The sequence below is a fragment of the Microbacterium sp. genome, assembly GCF_047607225.1.
Taxonomy (GTDB): Bacteria; Actinomycetota; Actinomycetes; order Actinomycetales; family Microbacteriaceae; genus Microbacterium.
Map to the genome: position 1 here is coordinate 1 of NZ_JASGDO010000062.1, position 20,469 is coordinate 20,469.

The 20,469-nt window shown below is 69.4% G+C and carries 18 protein-coding genes; 10 read left to right on the forward strand and 8 right to left on the reverse strand.

The window, feature by feature from the left end:
* Positions 1–80: 80 nt before the first annotated feature.
* Genes QM591_RS12755 through radA form a run of 3 tightly spaced genes read left to right on the forward strand, consistent with a single transcriptional unit; the run spans position 81 to position 3,826 of the window.
* Entirely contained in the window at positions 81–1,466 is a 1,386-nt protein-coding gene (locus QM591_RS12755; protein ID WP_415132765.1) for an MFS transporter, read from the forward strand.
* Entirely contained in the window at positions 1,463–2,416 is a 954-nt protein-coding gene (locus tag QM591_RS12760; protein WP_415132766.1) for an L-lactate dehydrogenase, read from the forward strand. Before QM591_RS12755 ends, QM591_RS12760 begins: the two co-directional genes overlap by 4 nt.
* A gap of 51 nt (positions 2,417–2,467) precedes the next feature.
* On the forward strand, positions 2,468–3,826 hold the full coding sequence (radA, locus tag QM591_RS12765; protein WP_415132767.1) for a DNA repair protein RadA: 1,359 nt from the start codon (positions 2,468–2,470) through the stop codon (positions 3,824–3,826).
* Between the two features lie 17 nt (positions 3,827–3,843).
* On the opposite strand, the gene QM591_RS12770 is transcribed toward radA, so the two are convergent.
* The 3 genes from QM591_RS12770 to QM591_RS12780 form a co-directional block, all read right to left on the reverse strand.
* Complete coding sequence (locus QM591_RS12770) at positions 3,844–4,251, reverse strand: dehydrogenase (RefSeq protein WP_415132768.1); 408 nt, start codon at positions 4,249–4,251, stop codon at positions 3,844–3,846.
* Positions 4,252–4,548: 297 nt separating this feature from the next.
* Positions 4,549–5,241 carry a hypothetical protein gene (locus tag QM591_RS12775; RefSeq protein ID WP_415132769.1) on the reverse strand — a complete coding sequence of 231 codons (693 nt, stop codon included), beginning with the start codon at positions 5,239–5,241 and terminating at the stop codon, positions 4,549–4,551.
* Positions 5,242–5,312: 71 nt separating this feature from the next.
* Positions 5,313–5,825: an amino-acid N-acetyltransferase gene (locus QM591_RS12780; RefSeq protein WP_415132770.1), complete on the reverse strand. Its 513-nt coding sequence runs from the start codon at positions 5,823–5,825 to the stop codon at positions 5,313–5,315.
* Positions 5,826–5,984: 159 nt separating this feature from the next.
* Here QM591_RS12780 and QM591_RS12785 point away from each other — a divergent pair, with 159 nt between their 5' ends.
* From QM591_RS12785 to QM591_RS12795, 3 genes are all read left to right on the forward strand, one after another.
* Positions 5,985–8,507, forward strand: a complete 2,523-nt coding sequence (locus QM591_RS12785; protein WP_415132771.1) for a circularly permuted type 2 ATP-grasp protein — start codon at positions 5,985–5,987, stop codon at positions 8,505–8,507.
* The gene (locus tag QM591_RS12790) at positions 8,504–9,382 is read left to right on the forward strand and encodes a transglutaminase family protein (protein ID WP_415132772.1); all 879 of its coding nucleotides are present in this window, start codon (positions 8,504–8,506) and stop codon (positions 9,380–9,382) included. Before QM591_RS12785 ends, QM591_RS12790 begins: the two co-directional genes overlap by 4 nt.
* Before the next feature lie 75 nt (positions 9,383–9,457).
* Positions 9,458–10,519, forward strand: coding sequence for an amidase domain-containing protein (locus QM591_RS12795; protein WP_415132773.1), 1,062 nt, complete (start codon positions 9,458–9,460; stop codon positions 10,517–10,519).
* Positions 10,520–10,584: 65 nt separating this feature from the next.
* Here QM591_RS12795 and QM591_RS12800 read toward each other — a convergent pair whose 3' ends face one another.
* Positions 10,585–13,110, reverse strand: coding sequence for an ATP-dependent Clp protease ATP-binding subunit (locus tag QM591_RS12800; protein WP_415132774.1), 2,526 nt, complete (start codon positions 13,108–13,110; stop codon positions 10,585–10,587).
* 176 nt (positions 13,111–13,286) lie between these two features.
* Between QM591_RS12800 and QM591_RS12805 the strand changes: the two genes are divergently transcribed.
* From QM591_RS12805 to QM591_RS12815, 3 genes are read left to right on the forward strand one after another with little or no spacing between them, the layout of a single operon-like run.
* Positions 13,287–13,895 (forward strand): hypothetical protein, encoded by a 609-nt coding sequence (locus tag QM591_RS12805; RefSeq protein WP_415132775.1) that lies wholly within the window; start codon positions 13,287–13,289, stop codon positions 13,893–13,895.
* Between the two features lie 5 nt (positions 13,896–13,900).
* Positions 13,901–14,656 carry a hypothetical protein gene (locus tag QM591_RS12810; protein ID WP_415132776.1) on the forward strand — a complete coding sequence of 252 codons (756 nt, stop codon included), beginning with the start codon at positions 13,901–13,903 and terminating at the stop codon, positions 14,654–14,656.
* On the forward strand, positions 14,653–14,883 hold the full coding sequence (locus tag QM591_RS12815) for a helix-turn-helix domain-containing protein (RefSeq protein WP_415132777.1): 231 nt from the start codon (positions 14,653–14,655) through the stop codon (positions 14,881–14,883). The genes QM591_RS12810 and QM591_RS12815 overlap by 4 nt, the downstream gene beginning before the upstream one ends.
* Positions 14,884–14,897: 14 nt before the next feature.
* On the opposite strand, the gene QM591_RS12820 is transcribed toward QM591_RS12815, so the two are convergent.
* The 3 genes from QM591_RS12820 to QM591_RS12830 form a co-directional block, all read right to left on the reverse strand.
* On the reverse strand, positions 14,898–15,620 hold the full coding sequence (locus QM591_RS12820; RefSeq protein ID WP_415132778.1) for a hypothetical protein: 723 nt from the start codon (positions 15,618–15,620) through the stop codon (positions 14,898–14,900).
* Between the two features lie 66 nt (positions 15,621–15,686).
* Positions 15,687–17,156, reverse strand: a complete 1,470-nt coding sequence (gene cls / locus QM591_RS12825; RefSeq protein ID WP_415132779.1) for a cardiolipin synthase — start codon at positions 17,154–17,156, stop codon at positions 15,687–15,689.
* Positions 17,157–17,249: 93 nt separating this feature from the next.
* On the reverse strand, positions 17,250–17,444 hold the full coding sequence (locus tag QM591_RS12830) for a hypothetical protein (RefSeq protein ID WP_415132780.1): 195 nt from the start codon (positions 17,442–17,444) through the stop codon (positions 17,250–17,252).
* Positions 17,445–17,596: 152 nt separating this feature from the next.
* Here QM591_RS12830 and QM591_RS12835 point away from each other — a divergent pair, with 152 nt between their 5' ends.
* Positions 17,597–18,808 carry a DUF4192 family protein gene (locus QM591_RS12835; RefSeq protein ID WP_415132781.1) on the forward strand — a complete coding sequence of 404 codons (1,212 nt, stop codon included), beginning with the start codon at positions 17,597–17,599 and terminating at the stop codon, positions 18,806–18,808.
* A 41-nt stretch (positions 18,809–18,849) separates the two neighbouring features.
* On the opposite strand, the gene lysS is transcribed toward QM591_RS12835, so the two are convergent.
* Positions 18,850–20,409, reverse strand: a complete 1,560-nt coding sequence (gene lysS / locus QM591_RS12840; protein WP_415132783.1) for a lysine--tRNA ligase — start codon at positions 20,407–20,409, stop codon at positions 18,850–18,852.
* Positions 20,410–20,469 lie beyond the last annotated feature (60 nt).

Here is a 20,469-nt window from a genome sequence, read left to right on the forward strand (position 1 = left end):
CCCCGGCCACCGCCCCCGGCCCCGGCCCCCGCCCCGGCCAAACGACCCACGGCGCCCCCGCCGTCACCTAGGTTGATGCCATGACCGGATCCTCCCCGGCGCGCGAGCGCCTGGTCGTCGCGATCGCGGCGCTGGCGTCGACGGTGGCTTTCCTCGACGGCACGATCGTCAATGTCGCCCTCCCCGCGATCGAGCGTGACCTCGGCGGCGGACTCACGGTGCAGCAGTGGACGGTCGACGCCTACCTCCTCACCCTCGGCTCGCTCATCCTGGTGGCCGGCTCCGTCAGCGACGCATATGGACGCGTGCTCGTGCTCCGCATCGGCCTCATCGGGTTCGGCATCGCCTCACTCGGGGTCGGACTCGCCCCCGACCCGCTCGTCCTGATCATCGCCCGGGCCCTGCAGGGCGCCGCGGGGGCGTTCCTCGTCCCGAGCTCGCTCGCGCTCATCACCTCGCAGATCCCGCACGAGCGCCAGGCGCGGGCGATCGGACTGTGGACGGCGCTCACCACCAGCGCGATGCTCGCGGGACCGGTCCTCGGCGGCGTCTTCGTCGACTACCTGTCGTGGCGGTGGGCGTTCCTCATCAACGTGCTCCCGATCGCGATCACGCTGTGGCTCCTCGCCCGCTTCGACAGCCGCGACCACCGTCAACCCGACGCCGGCGTGGACATCCTCGCCGCGGTTCTGTGCGCGGCGGGCTTGGGCGGCGTGGTGTTCGCGCTGGTCGAACAGCCCACCCTCGGCTGGCAGCACCCGGGCGTCTGGGCCAGCCTCCTGATCGGACTCGCACTGCTCGTCGTCTTCATCCTCCGTCAGCGCACGGCCCGCCACCCGATCCTGCCCCTGTCCCTCTTGCGCATCCGGACGTTCTGGACGGGCAACCTCGCGACGCTGTTCGTCTACGCCGCCCTGACGCTGAACGGTTTCGTGGTCGGCGTCTACCTGCAACAGGGCGCGGGACTCTCTGCGACTCTCGCCGGTCTCGCGAGTCTCCCGACGACGGTGCTCCTCATCGCGATGAGTCCGTCGATGGGGGCGCTGTCGGCGCGGTGGGGCGCCCGCGGGTTCATGACGGTGGGGCCTCTCGTCATGGCCGGCGGCGCGCTCCTCCTCCTCGCCGTCGCCGACCCGTTCGATTACTGGTGGCAGGTGCTTCCCGGAATGGTGGTCCTGGGGGTGGGCCTCGGCATCACCGTGTCGCCCCTCACGGCGGCGATCCTCGGCTCGGTCGCCACGGAGCGCTCCGGCATCGCGTCCGCGGTCAACAACGCCGTCGCCCGCATCGCGGGGTTGCTGTCGGTGGCCCTCGTCGGCACGATCGTGGGCGGAGCGCTCGACCTCGACGGGTTCCATCGCGCCGCGATCGCGACGGCCGTGCTGCTCGTCGCCGGGGCCGTCGTCTCCTTCGCCGGGGTCCGCGACTTACCGCAGGCCCCGGCGACTGACAGACTTGACGCATGAGCGTGATCGAGAACTCCAAACTCACCGTCGTCGGCGCCGGAGCTGTCGGATCGAGCGTCGCCTACGCCGCCCTCATCCGGGGCTCTGCGCGGCACGTCGCCCTGTACGACATCGCGGCCGAGAAGACCGAGGCCGAGGTGCTCGACCTCGCCCACGGCGCCCAGTTCACCGGGTCGAGCGACATCATCGGCGGGGCGGACATCTCGGTCGCGAAGGGCTCGCACGTCGTCGTGATCACCGCCGGCGCGAAGCAGAAGCCGGGACAGACCCGCACCGAGCTGGCGGGGGTCAACGCTCACATCCTCAAGACGATGATGCCGCAGCTGCTCGAGGTGGCCCCCGATGCCGTCTTCGTCATCGTGACCAACCCGTGCGACGTCCTCACGGTGCTGGCGCAGGAGGCGACGGGCCTCCCGTCGGAGCGGATCTTCGCGTCGGGCACCGTGCTGGACACGTCGCGTCTGCGCTGGAAGATCGCCCAGCGCGCGGGCGTGTCGATCTCGAGCGTCCACGCATACATCGTGGGTGAGCACGGCGACACCGAGTTCCCGCTGTGGTCGCACGCCACGATCGGCACCGTCCCGATCTTGGACTGGGTGCCGCTGGACGGTCAGCCGAAGTTCACGGTCGAGGAGCTCGACCAGATCGCCGTCGACGTCCGCGATGCGGCGTACAAGGTGATCCAGGGCAAGGGCGCCACGAACTATGCGATCGGCCTGTCGAGCGCCCGCATCGTCGAAGCGATCCTGGAGGACGAGCACGCCGTCATGCCCGTCTCCACGGTGCTCCATGACTTCCACGGCGTCTCGGGGGTCGCTCTCTCGGTGCCGTCGATCGTCAGCAGCCGGGGGGCGGTGCCGATCCGGGAGACGATGTTCGCCGACGACGAGGTGGAGTTGCTGCAGCACTCGGCGGGCGCGCTGCGCGACGTCGCGGACTCGTTGCGCTGACCTTCCACAGCCTCCGCCGGCGGTGTCGGCGGCGACGCGTACGCTGAGGCCATGGCTTCCCGACGAACCGCGACGACGACGGCCTTCCGTTGCACCGAGTGCGGGTGGACGGCGTCGAAGTGGGTCGGTCGATGCGGTGAGTGCCAGCAGTGGGGCACGGTCGTGGAGGCCGCCGCACAGACGGGCATCGTCACCTCGGTCACGGCGTCGACTCCGCTGCGCGCGGCCCAGCCGATCACGTCGATCGACACGTCCGAGACCCCGCGGCGCACGAGTGGCGTCGGCGAGTTCGACCGGGTCCTCGGCGGCGGTGTCGTGCCTGGCGCCGCCATCCTGCTGTCGGGCGAGCCGGGCGTCGGCAAGTCCACTCTGCTCCTCGAGGTCGCGGCGCAGAGTGCGCGGGCCGGGCGCCGCGTGCTCTACGCGAGCGCGGAGGAGTCGCTCGGTCAGGTGCGCCTGCGCGCCGAGCGCACCGGCGCACTGCACGATGAGCTGTTCCTCGCGAGCGAGACCGATCTCGCCACGATCCTCGGCCATATCGACGATGTCGCTCCCGAGCTGCTCATCGTCGACTCCGTGCAGACCGTGTCGTCGGCGCTCTCTGACGGTGTCGCGGGTCACCCGAGTCAGGTGCGCGAGGTCGCCTCGACACTGATCCGCATCGCGAAGGAACGTGATCTGCCGGTGATCATCGTCGGGCACGTCACGAAAGACGGCTCGATCGCCGGGCCACGCATCCTGGAGCACCTCGTCGATGTCGTCTGCCACTTCGAGGGCGACCGTCAGACGTCACTGCGGTTCGTTCGCGCCCTCAAGAACCGCTTCGGCGCCACCGACGAGGTGGGCTGCTTCGACATGACCGGAGACGGGATCACGGAGGTCCCAGACCCGAGCAGCCTCTTCCTCGGTCACGGCTCCCGGCAGCCGGGTTCGTGCGTCACGGTGGCGCTGGAGGGGCGCCGCGCGATTCCCGTCGAAGTGCAGGCCCTCACCATCCCGAGCGCCGCCCCCAATCCCCGGCGAATCGTCAGCGGCGTCGACTCGGCCCGAGTGGCCATGATCCTCGCGGTGCTCGAGAAGCGCGCCCGCATCGCCGTCTCCACGCACGACGTGTACGTGTCGACGGTCGGCGGCGTGCGTCTCACCGAGCCCGCCGCGGATCTCGCGATCGCCCTCGCGGTGGCTTCCGCCGTGCGCGATCGCCCCAATCCGCCGCGCCTCGTCGCCGTCGGAGAGCTGAGCCTGTCGGGCGAGATCCGTCCGGTCACCCAGCACGCCCAGCGCCGGGCGGAGGCCGACCGACTCGGCTACCGCACGGTGGTCGACACGTCGTCCCGCGATCTGGCGGGCGCCCTCTCCGACGTCTCTCGTCATCACCGCCCCGAGCCGGGAGACGAGCCGGGCTTCTAGACCGGCGGGGCGCTGGTTCAGGCGTCGAGCGCCGCGATGATGTCGGCGGGCGAGGCCTGCATCGGGTGCGGACCGGCGACGTCGAAGATCACCGTCGTGATCTCGTCGCCGTGGACACCGAGGAAGGCGCGCAGCCATCCGGGCGACTGCAGCGCTACCGCCGGCGGTAAGGCCGCGGGCTTGTGGACCGCGTCACTGAACAGCAGAAGCGCCACCTGGCCCGTCTTCGGATCGCGGAACGTCCAGACCTCGCCGGTGTCGAGCGGATTGTCCCGGGCCCCCGGCTTCATCAACGGGACCACGGTGGGCCCGTGACGAAGTGCGAACGCGAGAGCGGCCATGTCCTGCGTCTGCAGCGCGTCGGCCAGCTGCGGATTGCGGAAATCGATCGGATCGTTGCCGCGGGAACGCTTCTTGCCGGCCATTCCTCCAGCCTACGGTCCTCCAGGCCGCTCACCACCGAGGGTGGGCAAAGAGGTGGGCCCTCTCGATCCCCCCATTGGGGACTGGGAAACTCGAGAGGGCCCTACGCTCACCGCGGGCCGGAGCCTGAGACGAGATCTCTGGGGTTGATCTCGATAACCGGTGCTGGGGACACCGGGGCCAGCCCTGCGGGAGCTAACTACAGAGTACGCATATGGGAGCACATTTGTGTCCACCATTTGGGGGACAATTCATGAGAATGTTCTCAGCGCCCGGAGTGTCCTCCTGGCCGAGAGCCCTCAGCGGAGTCGGAACTGGGCAGCCTCCGAGTCCACGCCACCGATGGAGACCGTGAGCGTGTAGTACCCCGGCAACGCCTTCTGCCGGTCCTTGGAGCATGTGTCGACCGACGAACGCGTCCGATCCCACACGAGCGGCGTGACCGTCGCGACCTCCTTGCCGGGGTCGAGCTGCACCACCTGATCGCTCGAGTCGGACTGGCAGTCGGTCGACCGCCACCAGGTGTCGGAACCGCTCTCGATGATGAAGGACTGCGTCGCCGTCCCGACATTCATGACGCACGGCGCGTCACTCTCGTTGACCACGGCGATCGTCAGCTCCGGCTTCTCCCCGCCGCCGTAGGAGCCCTTGTCCGTCTGGGCGGTCACCGTCACCTCGCCCGGCGAGCACACCGCGATCGAACTCGGCGACGGATCGGGTGAGGGCGATGACGGCTTCGGCGAGGCCGGCGCAGGGGAGATGGGTGTGGGGACACCGGCGGACGCGGTTCCCGTGGGGGTGGCCCGGGGAGTGTCGCGGGGTGCGGCGGTCGGCCCCGCACCGGCGGGATCTTCCCCACCCCAGGCACGCCACGGCTGCCAGGCGGCGAGCGCGACCGCCCCACCCACGATCAGCAGAAGCACCACGACGACGGCCAGACGGCGGCGACGATAGACGGCGGGCGAGTGCCGGCGGGCGGGTGGTGACGTCACCCCTTCAGGCTATGTCGGCGCGCCGCCGAGGTCCGCGGTGACGCGCCACGGCGCCCGGTCGCGCAGGGGGATCACAGGGTCTTGAGCATGCGGGTGTTGCCGAGCGTGTTGGGCTTGACGTGTGCGAGGTCGAGGAACTCGGCCACGCCCTCGTCGGGGCTGCGCAGCAGCTGCGAGTACACGTCGGCGTCGACGATCTGCTCGCCGATCGCGACGAACCCCCGCCGCGAGAAGAACTCCACCTCGAACGTCAGGCAGAACAGGCGCTGCAGCCCCAGCTCACGGGCGTGCTGCTCCAGCTGCGCGACGATGGCTCCTCCGACGCCGCGGTGGAGCCAGCCTTCGTCGACGATCAGGGTCCGGATCTCGCCGAGGTCCTCCCACATCACGTGCAGGGCGCCGCAGCCGATGAGAACGCCGTCGTACTCGGCCACCACGAACTCCTGGACGGACTCGTAGAGCGTGACGAGCTCCTTGCCGAGGAGGATCCGCCGCTGCACCCAGGGGTCGAGGAGTTCGAGGATGCCGCGGACGTCGGAGGTCCGGGCGGCGCGCACCGTGTACTCGAGAGGCGCTGTGGTCACCGCACCACTGTATTGCGCCTCCGCGTCCCGCAGCGTCGTGCAACGCGCCGACCTGCCTCTCTCCCGTCCCGCCTGGGCATCGCCGAGGCCGGTCGACGTCATCCGCACCGACAGCGCCCGCGTTGCCCCCTACGCTGGGAGATCGGGAGGGGACCAGGCGTGAGTGTGCTGCGTGAATACGCCGCGGCGGTGGCGCAGCCGACGCTGCCCTTCGACGACGCGCCGCCGGGGTCGGGAGCCGCGGGGCGCTACGACGAGGTGGTCGACGAGACGGGCGACCTGCGCCCGGCGTGGAAATCGCTCGCGACGCGCGCGCTCGCTCTGACGGATCGCGACCTGGCGCGCGTCGACGGTGAGATCACCCGGTTCCTCGCCGACGACGGTGTCTCCTACAGTCGCGGAGACTCGCGTCCCCAGCCGTGGCGGCTCGATCCGATCCCGCTCGTCGTCGACGCGATCTCCTGGTCTCGGGTGGAGGTCGCCCTCGCCCAGCGCGCAGAGCTCCTCAACGCCGTTCTCGTCGACCTCTACGGACCGCAGACCCTCCTGCGCGACAGGGTGATCCCGGCCGGCGCCGTCCTCGGCCACTCCGGGTTCGTCCGCGCCGTGGCCCGTCCTCGCGCCACCGATCCGCATCCCCTGCTCCTGACGGCGACCGACCTCGGCCGATCCGCCGCAGGAGAGTGGCACGTCCTCGCCGATCGCGTGCAGGCGCCTTCCGGTCTCGGCTTCGCGGCCGAGAACCGACGCGTGGTCTCGCAGGTGCTCCCCGACCTTTACCAGGAGGGCGACCTGCACCGCTTCGAGCCGTACCTCGCGGCCGTCCGCGCGGCGCTCCTGTCGTCGGCGACCACCGCGACGCCGGACCCGAGGATCGTGCTGCTCTCGCCGGGCACGCTCTCCGAGACCGCCTTCGATCAGGCCTTCCTGGCCGGGGCCCTCGGGTTCCCGCTGGTGCAGGGCAGCGACCTCGTGGTGTCCGACGGGTGGATATGGATGAAGCCGTCCGGGTGGCCGGCTGCGCGGCCCACCGAGCGCATCGATGTCATCCTCCGCCGCGTCGATGCGCAATGGTGCGATCCGCTCGAACTGCGCGCGGGATCTCGGCTGGGGGTCGCAGGGCTCGCCGAAGCGGTGCGACGCGGACGGGTGCGCGTGGTCAACGGCCTCGGCGCCGGCGTGCTGGAGAACGCGGCTCTGCTCCCCTACCTTCCGGCCGCGAGCGAGCACCTCCTCGGCGAGCAGCTGCGCATGCCGTCGGTGTCCACGTGGTGGTGCGGAGACCCCGAATCCCTCGCCGAGGTGCGGCCTCGTCTCGCCGAGGGTGATCCCACTCTCCTCGTCCGTCCCATCGACGAGTCGCGCCGATCCCTGGCAGGACTCACGCCCCCGGAGCTGCTCGCGCGCGTCGACGCTGCGCCGCACCGGTTCGCGGCACAAGAGGTGCTGGCACTGTCGCAGGCTCCCGCGTGGGGGGCGGCGTCGGTCTCGGCGCACCCGTTGACGCTCCGCGCCTTCACCCTCCGCCACGGCTCCACCTACCGTCCGCTCGTGGGGGGCCTCGCCACGGTGCGGGAGAGCACCGATGCCGCCCCGATCACGAAAGACGTCTGGGTCCTCAAGACGGCGGAGACCGACGCCGACCAAGGGCTCACCGAAGTGGCGCCGCTGGAGACCGCACCGACGATCCCGGCCCTGTCGCCGCGCGCTCTCTCCGACCTCTACTGGACCGGACGCTACGCGGAACGCACCGAGGATCTCCTCCGGCTGCTGCTGGCTGCGCAGGCCGCGTTGGATCAGCCCGGCATCGCTGCGGGCGCCGACCGCACTGCTCGAGTGCTGCTGGTCGCGCTCGACCGCTTGGCGGGAACGCGACACCCCGACGATCCCGAAGCCGATTTCCGCTCCCTGCTCCTGGATGTGGGCAGGCCCGGCGCCGCGGCGCACTCCATCTCGAGGTTGCGGGAAGCCATGGAGGGTGTGCGTGATCAGCTCTCCGGAGACACGTGGCGGGTGTTCTCGAACATCGACCGGGCGTCCCGCGCGCTGCGTAGTTCACCGCACCCGCACCGCACGGCGGAGTCGGCCGGTCGGATGCTCGCCGCCATGCTGTCGCTGTACGGCGTCACGGCCAACATGGTGCGCGACGCCGGGTGGCACATGATCGAGGCCGGACGACATCTGGAGCGAGGCCTGCAGGTGTGTCAGATGCTCAGCGTCGTGGCCACCGAGCGCCGAGACCTTCGCAGCGATCGCGAGGTGCTCGAAGCCCTCCTCCTCGCCTCTGAGAGCGTCGTCACGTATCGCCGGCGCTACCGCGGGTCGACGCGGACGTCCGACGTGCTGGATCTGCTCCTGCGCGACGCGGACAACCCGCGGTCGCTCTGCTTCGCCCTCGCCGAGGTGCGGCACCACCTCGGGCGCCTCCCGGGGTCGACCGGATCCACGCGGCCGGAGCGGCTGCTCGAGCAGATCGAGAACGAGCTGGCGCGCGTGGACCTCACCGAGCTCTCGGGTGTCGTGGGAGGGCGGCGTCCGCAGTTGGCGGCCTATCTCGACGACGTGATCGTGCAACTGGAGAAGCTCAGCCGCGCGATCGACGACGTCCACTTCGAGAGCGGTCCGCCACCCGTCCCCCTGTCCGAGCTCTCGCTCATCGAGCTGATGGAGGCTCGCGCATGAAGCGGTATCGCGTGTGGCATCGCACCGCGTACAGCTACGCGAAGCCCGTGCAGGACTCGGTGGGCCAGTTCCATCTCCTCCCGCGCGAGCTCGCGTGGCAGCACGTGGAGTCCGCCGGCGTGACGGTGGATCCCGTTCCCGGAGACCTCTCCCCCGATCGGGACTACTTCGGCAACTCCTCCACCTACTTCCATGTGACCGAGGCGCATTCCGCGCTGACCATCGAATCGACGAGCGAGGTCGCGGTCGACGAGCCGGAGTACGACTCCGACGCGCTGGCGATGCCCTGGGAGGCGGCGCGCCCTCTCGTGCACCCGGAGACGGAGGGGGCCTGGAAGGCGACGGAGTTCGCCCTGGAGTCTCCGCGCGCCCGTCACGACGTCGACGCCACGGAGTATGCGCGCGCCTCTCTCACTCCCGGCCGTCCCCTGGGCGAGGCGGTGACCGACCTCATGCACCGCATCTTCCGCGACTTCGACTACGACGCCACGGCCACCACCGTCACGAGCACGGTCGCCGACGCGATGAAGGCGCGGGCCGGTGTCTGTCAGGACTTCGCCCACGTCACCCTCGCGTGCCTGCGTGCGCACGGCGTGGCCGCTCGGTACGTCTCCGGGTACCTCGCCACCCAGCCGCCCCCGGGGAAGGAACGGGTGTTCGGCGCCGATGCGTCGCACGCGTGGGTGGCGGTCTGGCTTCCCGGCACGGATGAGTGGCTCGCGATCGATCCCACCAACGACCAATGGGCCGGCGACCGCTACGTCACGGTGGCGTGGGGGCGCGACTACGGCGACGTCGCGCCGGTGACCGGCATCATCTACACGAAGGCCAAGACGTCGACCCTGCGCGTGTCGGTCGACGTGGCGCCGCTCTGACCCGGCCGCGTCCGGTGACGGGGGCGAGGCGCTGCGAGCGGCGTCCTCTCAGCGGCCCGCACTACAGTGTCACGAGTGCCCACCCCCGAACTGCGCGCGAGTCGACGCGCCCGGCGCCGCCGGCAACTCGCCCGTCGACGCCTGACGGCATCGGTCGTGGCCCTCGTCGTCGTCGGTGGCGCCGTCGTCGGCACGATGGCACTCCTCCATCCGGGTGAACCTGCGCGCGGCACCGAGGCCACGACGGGAAGTGGCGCCCCCGAGCGGTCGGAGCTCGCGGCGCTCGCGGGCGACGTGACCGCCACGATCACGGCCGCGGGCGGCGCACCGCATGCGCAGGAACTGTCACGCGCGCTGGTCGCAGCGACGCTCAGTGGCGGAGCGGCGGGTGCCTCGGCCCTCACGGGGGCCCTCGATGACTTCCGCGACGAGATCGCCACGCAGACCACCCGGACGCTCGCCGACTACTCCGACGCCGCACACACGACGGAGGCCGCGCTCGTGTCGGCTCGCGATGCCGTGTCGACGGCCGAGACGGGGGACCTCCCCGACGCCGTGACCGCGTGGCGCGCCGCCCGGACGGCGGTGATCGACGACGCGAAGGCCTTCCGAGCCGGCCTCATCGCCGACTCGGCCGCCTCGAACACGCAGCCGACCGGCGGCGACGTCGACGCCCAGCTCGACTACCTGATGACGTACGTCTTCGACTACAACAGCGACACGTGGGGCGACTACAACCCGTACGGGGGCGACTGCACCAACTTCGCGAGCCAGGGGCTTCTCGCCCGGGGGTGGAAGATCGATGACCGCTGGTATTCTCACGGCGGCATGTGGACGGCGTCCAAGCCGTGGATCGCGACCGCGGCCATGGCCTCTTACTTCGACTCGCTCGGACTGTCTTACTCCACCCAGGACGACCTCGACCGTGTCCGTGTCGGTGACGTCGGCCTCTTCGACTGGGGCGAGACCGGCGTGGGGTACGACCACACCATGACGGTCTCGAAGGTGGAGTACACCGCCGATGGACCCGTGGTGTCGTTCGTGAGCCACAACCACGACGGCAAGTACCGCGAGCTCCGGGAAGCCCTCTACACCGAGCACACCGACTCGACGGTGCGGATCTACCACATCCCCTGACGCGGGAGCGACGACGAGGGGCGGACACCCCATCGGTGCCCGCCCCTCGTGCTCGCTGTGTCGTGTCAGCTGCCCGCGACGATGTCGGGGGTCGCCGGGATCTCCCCCGCCACTCCCACACCGATCGCGACCTTCTCACCGCGCGGTGCGCTCTCGAAGGTGAAGCGGCCGTCCTGGACGTCGACCTTCACGTGGTCGCCGCTGTTGAGCTCGCCGTGGAGGATCTGCTCGCTGAGCCGGTCCTCGACCTCGCGCTGCATGGCGCGACGGAGGGGCCGGGCACCCAGCGTGGGGTCGAAGCCGATGTCGATCAGCTTGTCCTTGGCGGCGTCGGAGAGCTCCACGGTCATGTCGCGGTCGAGCAGACGCTCGCTCAGTCGCTTGGTGAACAGTCCCACGATCTGACGCAGCTCGACCTTGCTCAGCTGCGGGAAGACGATGACGTCGTCGACACGGTTGAGGAACTCGGGCTTGAAGTGCCGCTTCAGTTCCTCGTCCACCTTGCCCTTCATCCGCTCGTAGCTGGTCTGCGCGTTGCCCTCGACCTGGAACCCGACCGGACCGCCGGCGATCGCCGAGGAGCCCAGGTTGGTCGTCATGATGATGACGGTGTTCTTGAAGTCCACCACGCGGCCCTGGCCATCGGTCAGTCGACCCTCTTCGAGGATCTGCAGCAGCGAGTTGAAGATGTCGGGGTGGGCCTTCTCGATCTCGTCGAACAGGACCACCGAGAACGGCTTGCGGCGCACCTTCTCGGTGAGCTGGCCACCCTCTTCGAACCCGACGAAGCCAGGAGGGGCGCCGAACAGTCGCGACACCGTGTGCTTCTCACCGAACTCGCTCATGTCGAGCGAGATCAGCGCGCCTTCGTCGTCGAACAGGAACTCCGCGAGCGCCTTGGCCAGCTCGGTCTTTCCGACGCCGGTGGGACCGGCGAAGATGAACGAGCCCGACGGACGCTTGGGGTCCTTCAGGCCGGCGCGCTGGCGACGGATGGTCTTGGACAAGGCGGCGATCGCCTCTTCCTGGCCGATGACGCGCTGGTGCAGCGCCTTCTCCATGAACATGAGACGGCTGGTCTCTTCCTCGGTGAGCTTGAACACCGGGATGCCGGTCGCCTGGGCGAGGACCTCGGCGATCAGACCTTCGTCGACGACGGCGTGCGAGGCGACGTCTCCCGAGCGCCACTGCTTCTCGAGGCGGAGACGCTCCGCGAGAAGGCTCTTCTCCTCGTCGCGGAGGGCAGCGGCCTTCTCGAAGTCCTGGTCCTCGCTGGCGCGCTCCTTGTCCTCGCGGACGCGGGCGATCTTCTCGTCGAACTCGCGCAGCTCGGGCGGGCTCGACAGGATCGACAGCCGCAGGCGGGCGCCCGCTTCGTCGATCAGGTCGATCGCCTTGTCGGGCAGGAAGCGGTCGGAGATGTAGCGGTCGGCGAGGTTGGCCGCCGCGACGATCGCGCCGTCGGTGATCTGGACCTTGTGGTGCGCCTCGTAGCGGTCGCGCAGGCCCTTGAGGATGTTGATCGCGTGGGGCAGCGACGGTTCCGCGACCTGAATCGGCTGGAACCGACGCTCGAGCGCGGCATCCTTCTCGAAGTGCTTGCGGTATTCGTCGAGGGTCGTGGCGCCGATCGTCTGGAGCTCGCCGCGGGCGAGGAGGGGCTTGAGGATCGAGGCCGCGTCGATCGCACCCTCGGCCGCACCGGCACCCACGAGCGTGTGGATCTCGTCGATGAAGACGATGATGTCGCCGCGGGTGCGGATCTCCTTGGTGACCTTCTTCAGCCGCTCCTCGAAGTCACCGCGGTAGCGCGATCCGGCGATGAGCGAGCCGAGGTCGAGCGAGTAGACCTGCTTGTCCTTGAGAGTCTCAGGAACATCGCCCTTGACGATCGCCTGGGCGAGGCCCTCGACGACGGCGGTCTTGCCGACACCGGGCTCACCGATCAGGACGGGGTTGTTCTTGGAGCGGCGCGAGAGGATCTGCATGACCCGCTCGATCTCCTTCTCCCGGCCGATCACCGGGTCGAGCTTGTTGTCGCGCGCGGCCTGGGTGAGGTTGCGCCCGAACTGGTCGAGCACGGCCGAACCACCCTGGGCGGCCGGCTGATTCTGCTCGCCCGCCCCGGCGGCGACACCCGCGGGCTCCTTGCCCTGGTAGCCGCTCAGGAGCTGGATGACCTGCTGGCGCACCTTGTTGAGGTCGGCGCCGAGCTTGACGAGCACCTGGGCGGCGACGCCCTCGCCCTCACGGATCAGGCCGAGGAGGATGTGCTCCGTGCCGATGTAGTTGTGGCCGAGCTGCAGCGCTTCGCGCAGAGACAGCTCGAGCACCTTCTTGGCGCGCGGCGTGAACGGGATGTGACCCGTGGGCTGCTGCTGACCCTGCCCGATGATGTCCTGCACCTGCTCGCGGACGGCATCGAGCGAGATCCCGAGGCTCTCGAGCGCCTTTGCGGCGACACCCTCACCCTCGTGGATGAGACCGAGCAGGATGTGCTCCGTCCCGATGTAGTTGTGGTTGAGCATCTTCGCCTCTTCTTGGGCGAGCACAACCACGCGACGGGCACGGTCCGTGAATCTCTCGAACATCGTCCACTCCTCCACGCGCCGAGTCTTCTGGCGCTTACGAATGACGATAACGACCGCGAGGGGCGGGTATGCCCGTGTTCGCCGTCGGCGTGACAGTGGTCCCGCCCCGCCTTGACACCCACAGGGCACGTGCATATCGTTTTTCGATAACAACGATTTTCGATATGGAGGCTGATGTGAGTTCCGAGACATCGACCGCTCCCCGCCGCGCCGATCGAGTCACGATCGTCGTCATCCTCGTGGTCGGCGCGCTGGCGGGCGCCTTGATCGCCGCGACAGGGCTGATCTCCGCGATCTCCCGCGTCGCGTCGCCCGACGCTCAGACCGTGCGGCTGCTCGCCGACATCCCGGTAGAGGCGGGTGCGGGCATCGTCGCGGCCCACGGCGACAGTCTTGTCGTCGTGGCCGACCGGCTCGACGCGGGCATCCTCTGGCTGATCGCTGCGGGGGAGGCATGCGGAGCTCTCATGGTCGCCGCCGTCACCCTCAGCTTCGGCTATCTCCTCTGGCAGGTGGCGCAGCGCCGCCCGTTCCCCCGCGCCGCCCAGACCGCGGTCCTCGTCTCCGGTTGTGCGATCGCGTTCGGCAGCCTCCTCTCCCAAGGCCTCGGCGGCCTCGGGCAGATGATGGCGGCCGGCGACCTGCAGGAGGCCACCGGTGGCATGGCGCTCGTGCAGTTCGAGCTCGCTCCGCTTCCCATCCTGATCGGCTTCGCGATCATGGCACTGGCCTACGCCTTCCATGCCGGACACCGCCTGCAACGCGACACCGAAGGGCTGGTGTGATCCGCATGAACGCGTTCCTCACCACCTGGATTGCGGTGGCCCCTTTCCTCCTCGCGGGCCTGATCGGCGTGACGGTGGCCATCGCACGCTCTCGAGGTACCGACCGTCCCACGGAGTCCACGGTGATCTCGGCCACGCTCGTCGCAGCCGCACTCTGGGCCGGATTGAGCGTCATCGGGGCGGGTCTCTCGGTGATTGTGAACCTCCAACCCCAGGTGTTGATCACGGTCCCCGTGCGCGAGTTCTGGCCGGCGCTCCCTGCGGGGACGGCGCTGGAGGGGATGTCGGCAACGATCGCGGGCGGCGGGTTCACCTCGGCGGAACTGTCGCTCAACGGCCTCAGCGCGGGGCCGCGCGCCGCCTGGGCCGTGTCCCAGGCGCTGGGATGGCTCATCCCCGGCACCGTCGCGGGCCTCATCGCGGTCGCCTGCTTCCAGCTGCGCCGGGGACGCCCCTTCGCCCCCGTGCTCGCGCGGGTGACCTTCGCCACCGCTCTCGTCGTTCTCATCGGTGGTATCGCGGCGCAGGTGCTCGGTGACGTCGCGGGAAGCGTCGCCGCGGTCGAGGCGCTGCAGTGGCAGAGCGGGCGTTACGACGAGGTCGCAGGGATCGAGGACGGCATCGACGCGTGGTGGCCGAAGCCGGGTCTCGATATCACGATCCCGTTCTGGCCCCTCGGAGCGGGACTCGGGCTGGCCGCGTTGGCCGCGGTCTTCCGGTACGGCTCTCGTCTCCAGCGCGACACCGAGGGGCTCGTATGAGCCCGGCCGACGACGAGGAGATCACCGGCATCCACTGTCGCCTCGACGAGTTGCTGGCCTCGCGCGGCATGACCCTCACGCGACTGTCGGAGATCGTCGGGGTGTCGGTCGTGAACCTCTCGATCCTCAAGAACGACCGGGCACGGGCGATCCGCTACTCGACGTTGTCGGCGATCTGCCGCGCCCTCGACTGCGAAGTCGGCGAACTCCTGGTGCGAGCCGACTGAGGGGCTGGGCTCCGTCAGCCGATGGCGATCGAGCCTCCTCCGAACCGGTCGCCTCCCACGAACGAGAGGGTGGCGTCACGCGAGACCTCTCCCTCGACAGTCGCCACGGCGACGCGCGGCGCCATGTCCATCGTGCACGGCTGATCGGCGGCGACCTTCGCAAAGGTCACCACGACCTCGGTGGGTGACTCGGCGCGCGCGGACTCGACCACCGGAGCGCAGGACGATGATCCCCAGGTCAGCAGCGCGAGCACGCCGTCATCGACCCAGCCTGCCGAGGGCGAGTACTCCTCGACCGGTCCGCCCGCGTACGGTGCGAGCTCGGCCTCACCGAAGGCGTCGTCGAGCGTGACCTGCACGGGAAGCGCCTTCGCCGGGTCCACCCCGTCGGGAAGCCCGACGAGCGTGCCGCGCGGAACCAGATCGCGGGTGCAGGCCGCGGCAGGATCCGTGCTCAACGACACCACCAGCACTCCCTGGTCGAGGACGACCTCGTCCACCAGCGGCGCGCACGCGAGCGATGAGCTCCCCGGCGTGACGATGGCGACCGCCGACCCGCCCGAGAGCCAGGCCGCGCCCACATCGAGTGCGTCGCCGTCGGCCGGTGGCGCCATGGAGGGCGAGGAGCCGCCGCTTCCCGGATCCGAGCCCCCCGGTTGCGCGGCAGACGCGCACCCGCTCAGCAGAACGGCGGCCAAGAGGATCCCGCTCACCACGGGAAGACGACGGAGGGGCATCGGGGTCCTTTCGACGCGGCCGGATGGAGCAGTCACTGGATCAGTGTCGCGGACGACACGATCGTCTCACTGAAGCGCGGAGGTCAATCGCGCGAGGTTGTCGAGCACGGTCGAGCGCAGGGGCTGCTGCTTCCATTCCTCGAGCGTGAGCTCTCGGGAGTCGGCGCGGTACTGATCCTCCACGGCGCGCAGCTGGGAGACGAACTCCTCGCCGCGCACCAGCATGGACATCTCCAGGTTCAGACCGAACGAGCGCATGTCCATGTTGCTGGACCCGATCACCGCCACCTCGTCGTCGATCGACATCGACTTGGAGTGGAGGATGTAGGGCCGCTTGTACATCCAGATCCGCACGCCCGCCCGCAGGAGAGCCTCGTAGTAGCTGCGCTGGGCGTGATAGACCATGGCTTGGTCACCCTCTTCGGAGACGAACAACTCCACGTGGATCCCGCGCTGGCATGCGGTCTGGATCGCGGTGAGCAGACCCTCATCGGGGACGAAGTAGGGGCTGACGATGATGATCTTGTGCTGCGCGGCGAACAGCAGACCCATGAACAGCTTGAGGTTGTTCTGGAACTCGAACCCGGGCCCCGACGGGATGACCTGGCAGTCCAGATCGCCCGAGCCCTCGTGCACCGTGAACAGCTCGATGCCCTCGACGATCTGGTCGGTCTCGCTGAACCAGTCGCTCAGGAAGACGGCGTTGATGGAGGCGACGACAGGGCCGTCGATCCGCGCCATCATGTCCACCCAGTGCAAGCCGCGCTTGATGTTCTTGCGAAGGTTGTACGTCGAGTCGGTCACGTTCTGTGAACCTGTGAAGGCGACGACGCCGTCGATCACCAGCAGCTTGCGGTGATTGCGCAGGTCGGGACGCTGATACTTCCCCTTCAGCGGCTGCACGGGGAGCATCACGTGCCAGAGCGCCCCCATCGCATCGAGACGCCGAACCGTCTCCTTGTAGAAGGGCTTGTTGCGGTTGGCCCAGTGGTCCATCAGCACGCGGACGGTGACCCCGCGTGCCGCGACCTCCTCCAGCGCTCGAAAGAACCCGTCGGTGGAGGCGTCAGCCTGCAGGATGTAGAACTCGACGTGGACGTACGAGGTCGCCTCGCGGATCGCCGCCGCCATCGCGTCGAGACTCTCCTGGTACCCCGAGATCAGGGTCGCGCCGTTGTCGCCGGACAGCGGAAGGGCACCGAGGTTGCGATTGAGGCGCACGAGCGATCGGAACCACTCGGGGGCGTTCGGCCGCAGCGTCCCGAAGTCGAGGCCGCGGCTCGTCTCGCGGATGTAGTCATTGATCTCGCGTTGCTTCTTCCGCCGCTTGCGGGGTAGCCGCGGATTGCCGATCAGCAGGAACAGCAGGACGCCGATGAAGGGGATGAAGTAGATCGCGAGCAGCCATGCCATGGCGGCTGTGGGCCTGCGATTCCGCGGGACGATGATGATCGCCAGGATGCGGATGATGATGTCGACGAGCAGCACCAACGGGACCCACCAGGTCCACGTCCAGTCGATGGTGATGCTCAGCACGGGCACGCTCCCAGGGTTCCGATGGCCTCAGCGTATCGGGTGCTCCGACATCGCGAGCGGGATGAACGCCGCTCGCTATCAGCGGTTGCGTGATCAGGAAGCGGGTTCGTCGCCGGTTCCGGAGACCAACCCCCGCTTGGCCCGTTCCTCCGCCTCGATCTGGGAGTACACGCGGCGCTCGGAACGATCCATCCGCAGGATCGACCGCAGCACGAAGATGAACAGCCCCAGCACGACCACGGTGGGCGCGAGCGACCACACCACGGCAGCCCAGTAGTCGTTCAGCATGACTCCATCGTACGCGTCGCGGGGCGGCGACCAGGCGTCCCGCCAACCGTTCCGCGGCCACCCCCTCCTCCCCCGCGCCACTCGCCTCGCCACAGCCGCGCTTCTCTGTGGATGACGGCGGCTCGAGTGCACGGGGTCGGCACGCTCGAGGGATGACAACGATCGTGAAAGCCGCCGACGCCGCGCAGTTCCTCTCCCTCGTCCCCCGCATCCTCGGCTATCTCCCCCGACGCAGCGTCGTCGTCGTTCCCATGGGGGGAGCCCGGAGCCTGGGAGCGATGCGGATCGACCTGCCGGAGGCGCCCGACGATGTCACGGCCGGCGAGGAGGCGCGCTGCGATCGCGTCTTCGACGAAGGCGCCACCCTCGACTGCCTCGCGGCGACCATCATCGGCATGGTGTGCCGCGTGACAGGGGCTGACGGCTTCGCCTCCGTCGTCTACACCGATCGGTGCGGCGGTCACCGCTTGCCCCATGCGGCTCTCGCCACGGCGCTTCGCCGCGCCGCTGACGCCAGCGGCCTCCGGGTGGTCGAGCTCCTCATGGTCGGCGCGGACGGCTGGGGCTCCTACCTCGATTCGGTGCCGCGCCTGTCTCCCCTGTCGGATCTGATCCTGACCCCTTCCCTCGCCGAGCCCGACTCGTCGTCTGGAAGCACGGACGCAGGCCCGGCGTCGCTGGATCCCGTCACGGGCGATCAGACCACGGGTTCGGAGCTTCCTCGATACACCCCGACCGAGCGCGCCGCGGTGGACAACGCACACGCTTCTCTCGCGGCAGCCCTCGAGGTGCTCTGCGGCATCCCCTCCGGAACCGAGCACGGGCCCCGCCTCGACCCGGTGGCTCTGGAGGCCGCCTGCCTCCTCGACGACCTCCCGGCGCTCTTCGAGCGCGCGCTTCGCTGGGACCCGGCGGCACTCCCGCCCTCATCGGCGGCGGTGATCGGTTGGTGCCTCGCCCGCCCGGCGCTTCGTGACGTCGCCTTGGTCCAGTGGGCCAGCGACATCCTCGGAGGAGAGATCGCGATGGAGGCGCAGCGGCGCTGGGAGGGTGGCGAGGAGTACCCTGCAGAACTCGCCGCGGTCCTGTGGGGAGAGGGCATCCGGCCCGATTCCGACCGGCTCCTGCGGGCACGCGAGCTGTGCCGTCACGTCGCGGCGCTGTCCTCCGATGGTCGACGAGTGGGGGCTCTCGCCGTCTGCGCCTGGCTGTCGTGGGCGCTCGGCGGTTCCACCCATGCGGGCGTGTACGCCGACGCGGCGCTCTCGCTCGAGGCCGACCACGGTCTCGCCGACATCGTGCGGTCTTTCGTCGCCACGACCCACCTGCCCGATTGGGCCTTCCGGCGCGGCGAGGTCGACTGATGCGCCGACGCTCCACGCGCCGGCGTCCACTGCGGGCGGTGCTACTTGACGAGCGGGAAGAGGATCGTCTCGCGGATCCCCAGACCCGTGATCGCCATCATGAGCCGATCGATACCCATTCCCATTCCACCGGTGGGCGGCATGCCGTGTTCGAGGGCGCGCAGGAACTCCTCGTCGACACGCATGGCCTCGTCATCTCCGCGCGCCGCGAGGGCGGCTTGTGCGATGAACCGCTCCCGCTGGATGACGGGATCCACGAGCTCCGAGTAGCCCGTCGCCAACTCGAACCCGCGCACGTACAGATCCCACTTCTCCACCACGCCGGCGACCGTCCGGTGCTCCCGGACGAGGGGACTGGTGTCGAGGGGAAAGTCCATGACGAAGGTCGGGCGCTGCAGGCCGCCCTTGACGAAGTGCTCCCACAGCTCTTCCACGAGCTTTCCGTGGGTCGCGATCTTCTCGGGGACCTCGACGCCTACCTCGGCGGCCAACGCCTGCAGCTCGGCGAGCGAGGTCTCGGGGGTGATCTCCCGGTTCGCCGCCTCCGACAGCGATCCGTACATCGAGATGCGGTCCCACTGACCGCCCAAGTCGTACTGCGTGCCGTCTGCCCACGTGACCGTCGTCGACCCGGCCACGGCGATCGCCGCGTTCTGCACGAGCTCCTGCGTCAGATCCGCGATGCCGTTGTAGTCGCTGTAGGCCTGGTAGGCCTCGAGCATCGCGAACTCCGGGCTGTGCGTCGAGTCGGCGCCTTCGTTCCGGAAGTTGCGGTTGATCTCGAACACGCGATCGATCCCGCCCACGACGGCGCGCTTGAGAAACAGCTCGGGCGCGATGCGCAAGAACAACTCGGCGTCGAACGCGTTGGAGTGGGTGACGAACGGGCGCGCGGCCGCGCCGCCGTGCTGCACCTGCAGCATCGGGGTCTCCACTTCGAGGAAGCCGTGCTCGGTGAAGGTGCGACGCAGACTCGCGTTGACCTTCGCACGGGCGACGACCGTCTCTCGGGCGAGGTCCCGGACGATGAGGTCGAGGAAGCGCGAGCGCACCCGGCTCTCCTCGCTCAGTTCGGTGTAGAGATTGGGAAGCGGCAGCAGCGCCTTGGAGGCGATCGTCCAGGCCGAGACCATGATCGACAGCTCGCCGCGGCGGCTGGAGATCACCTGGCCGGTGACCGACACGTGGTCGCCGAGGTCGACGAGCTCTTTCCAGGCCTGCAGCGACTCCTCCCCCACCTCGGCGAGGGAGACCATGGCCTGGATGCGGCTGCCGTCACCGGCCTGGAGCGACGCGAAGCAGAGCTTTCCGGTGTTGCGGCTGAAGACCACCCGGCCAGCCACCGATGCCATGACTCCCGTCTCTTCACCGGCCTCGAGCTCGGCGTATCGTTCGCGGAGCTCGGCGATCGTCGCGGTGACAGGGACGCTCACGGGGTACGGCCCCCCGGCGGCGTCCGCCCGCTCGGTCAGCAGGCGCTCGCGCTTGGCGAGACGCACCGCCTTCTGCTCGAACACCTCTTCCGCAGACGGCTCTTCCGCCGACGCACCGCCGGTGGGTGCGGTGGCATGGGGAGCGGTGGGCTCGGGCGCGGCGGTCATGTCAGGCTCCTCGGGAATCGACCCTCCATACTATCCGCGGCTCTGGCGCCCTCCCGGCGG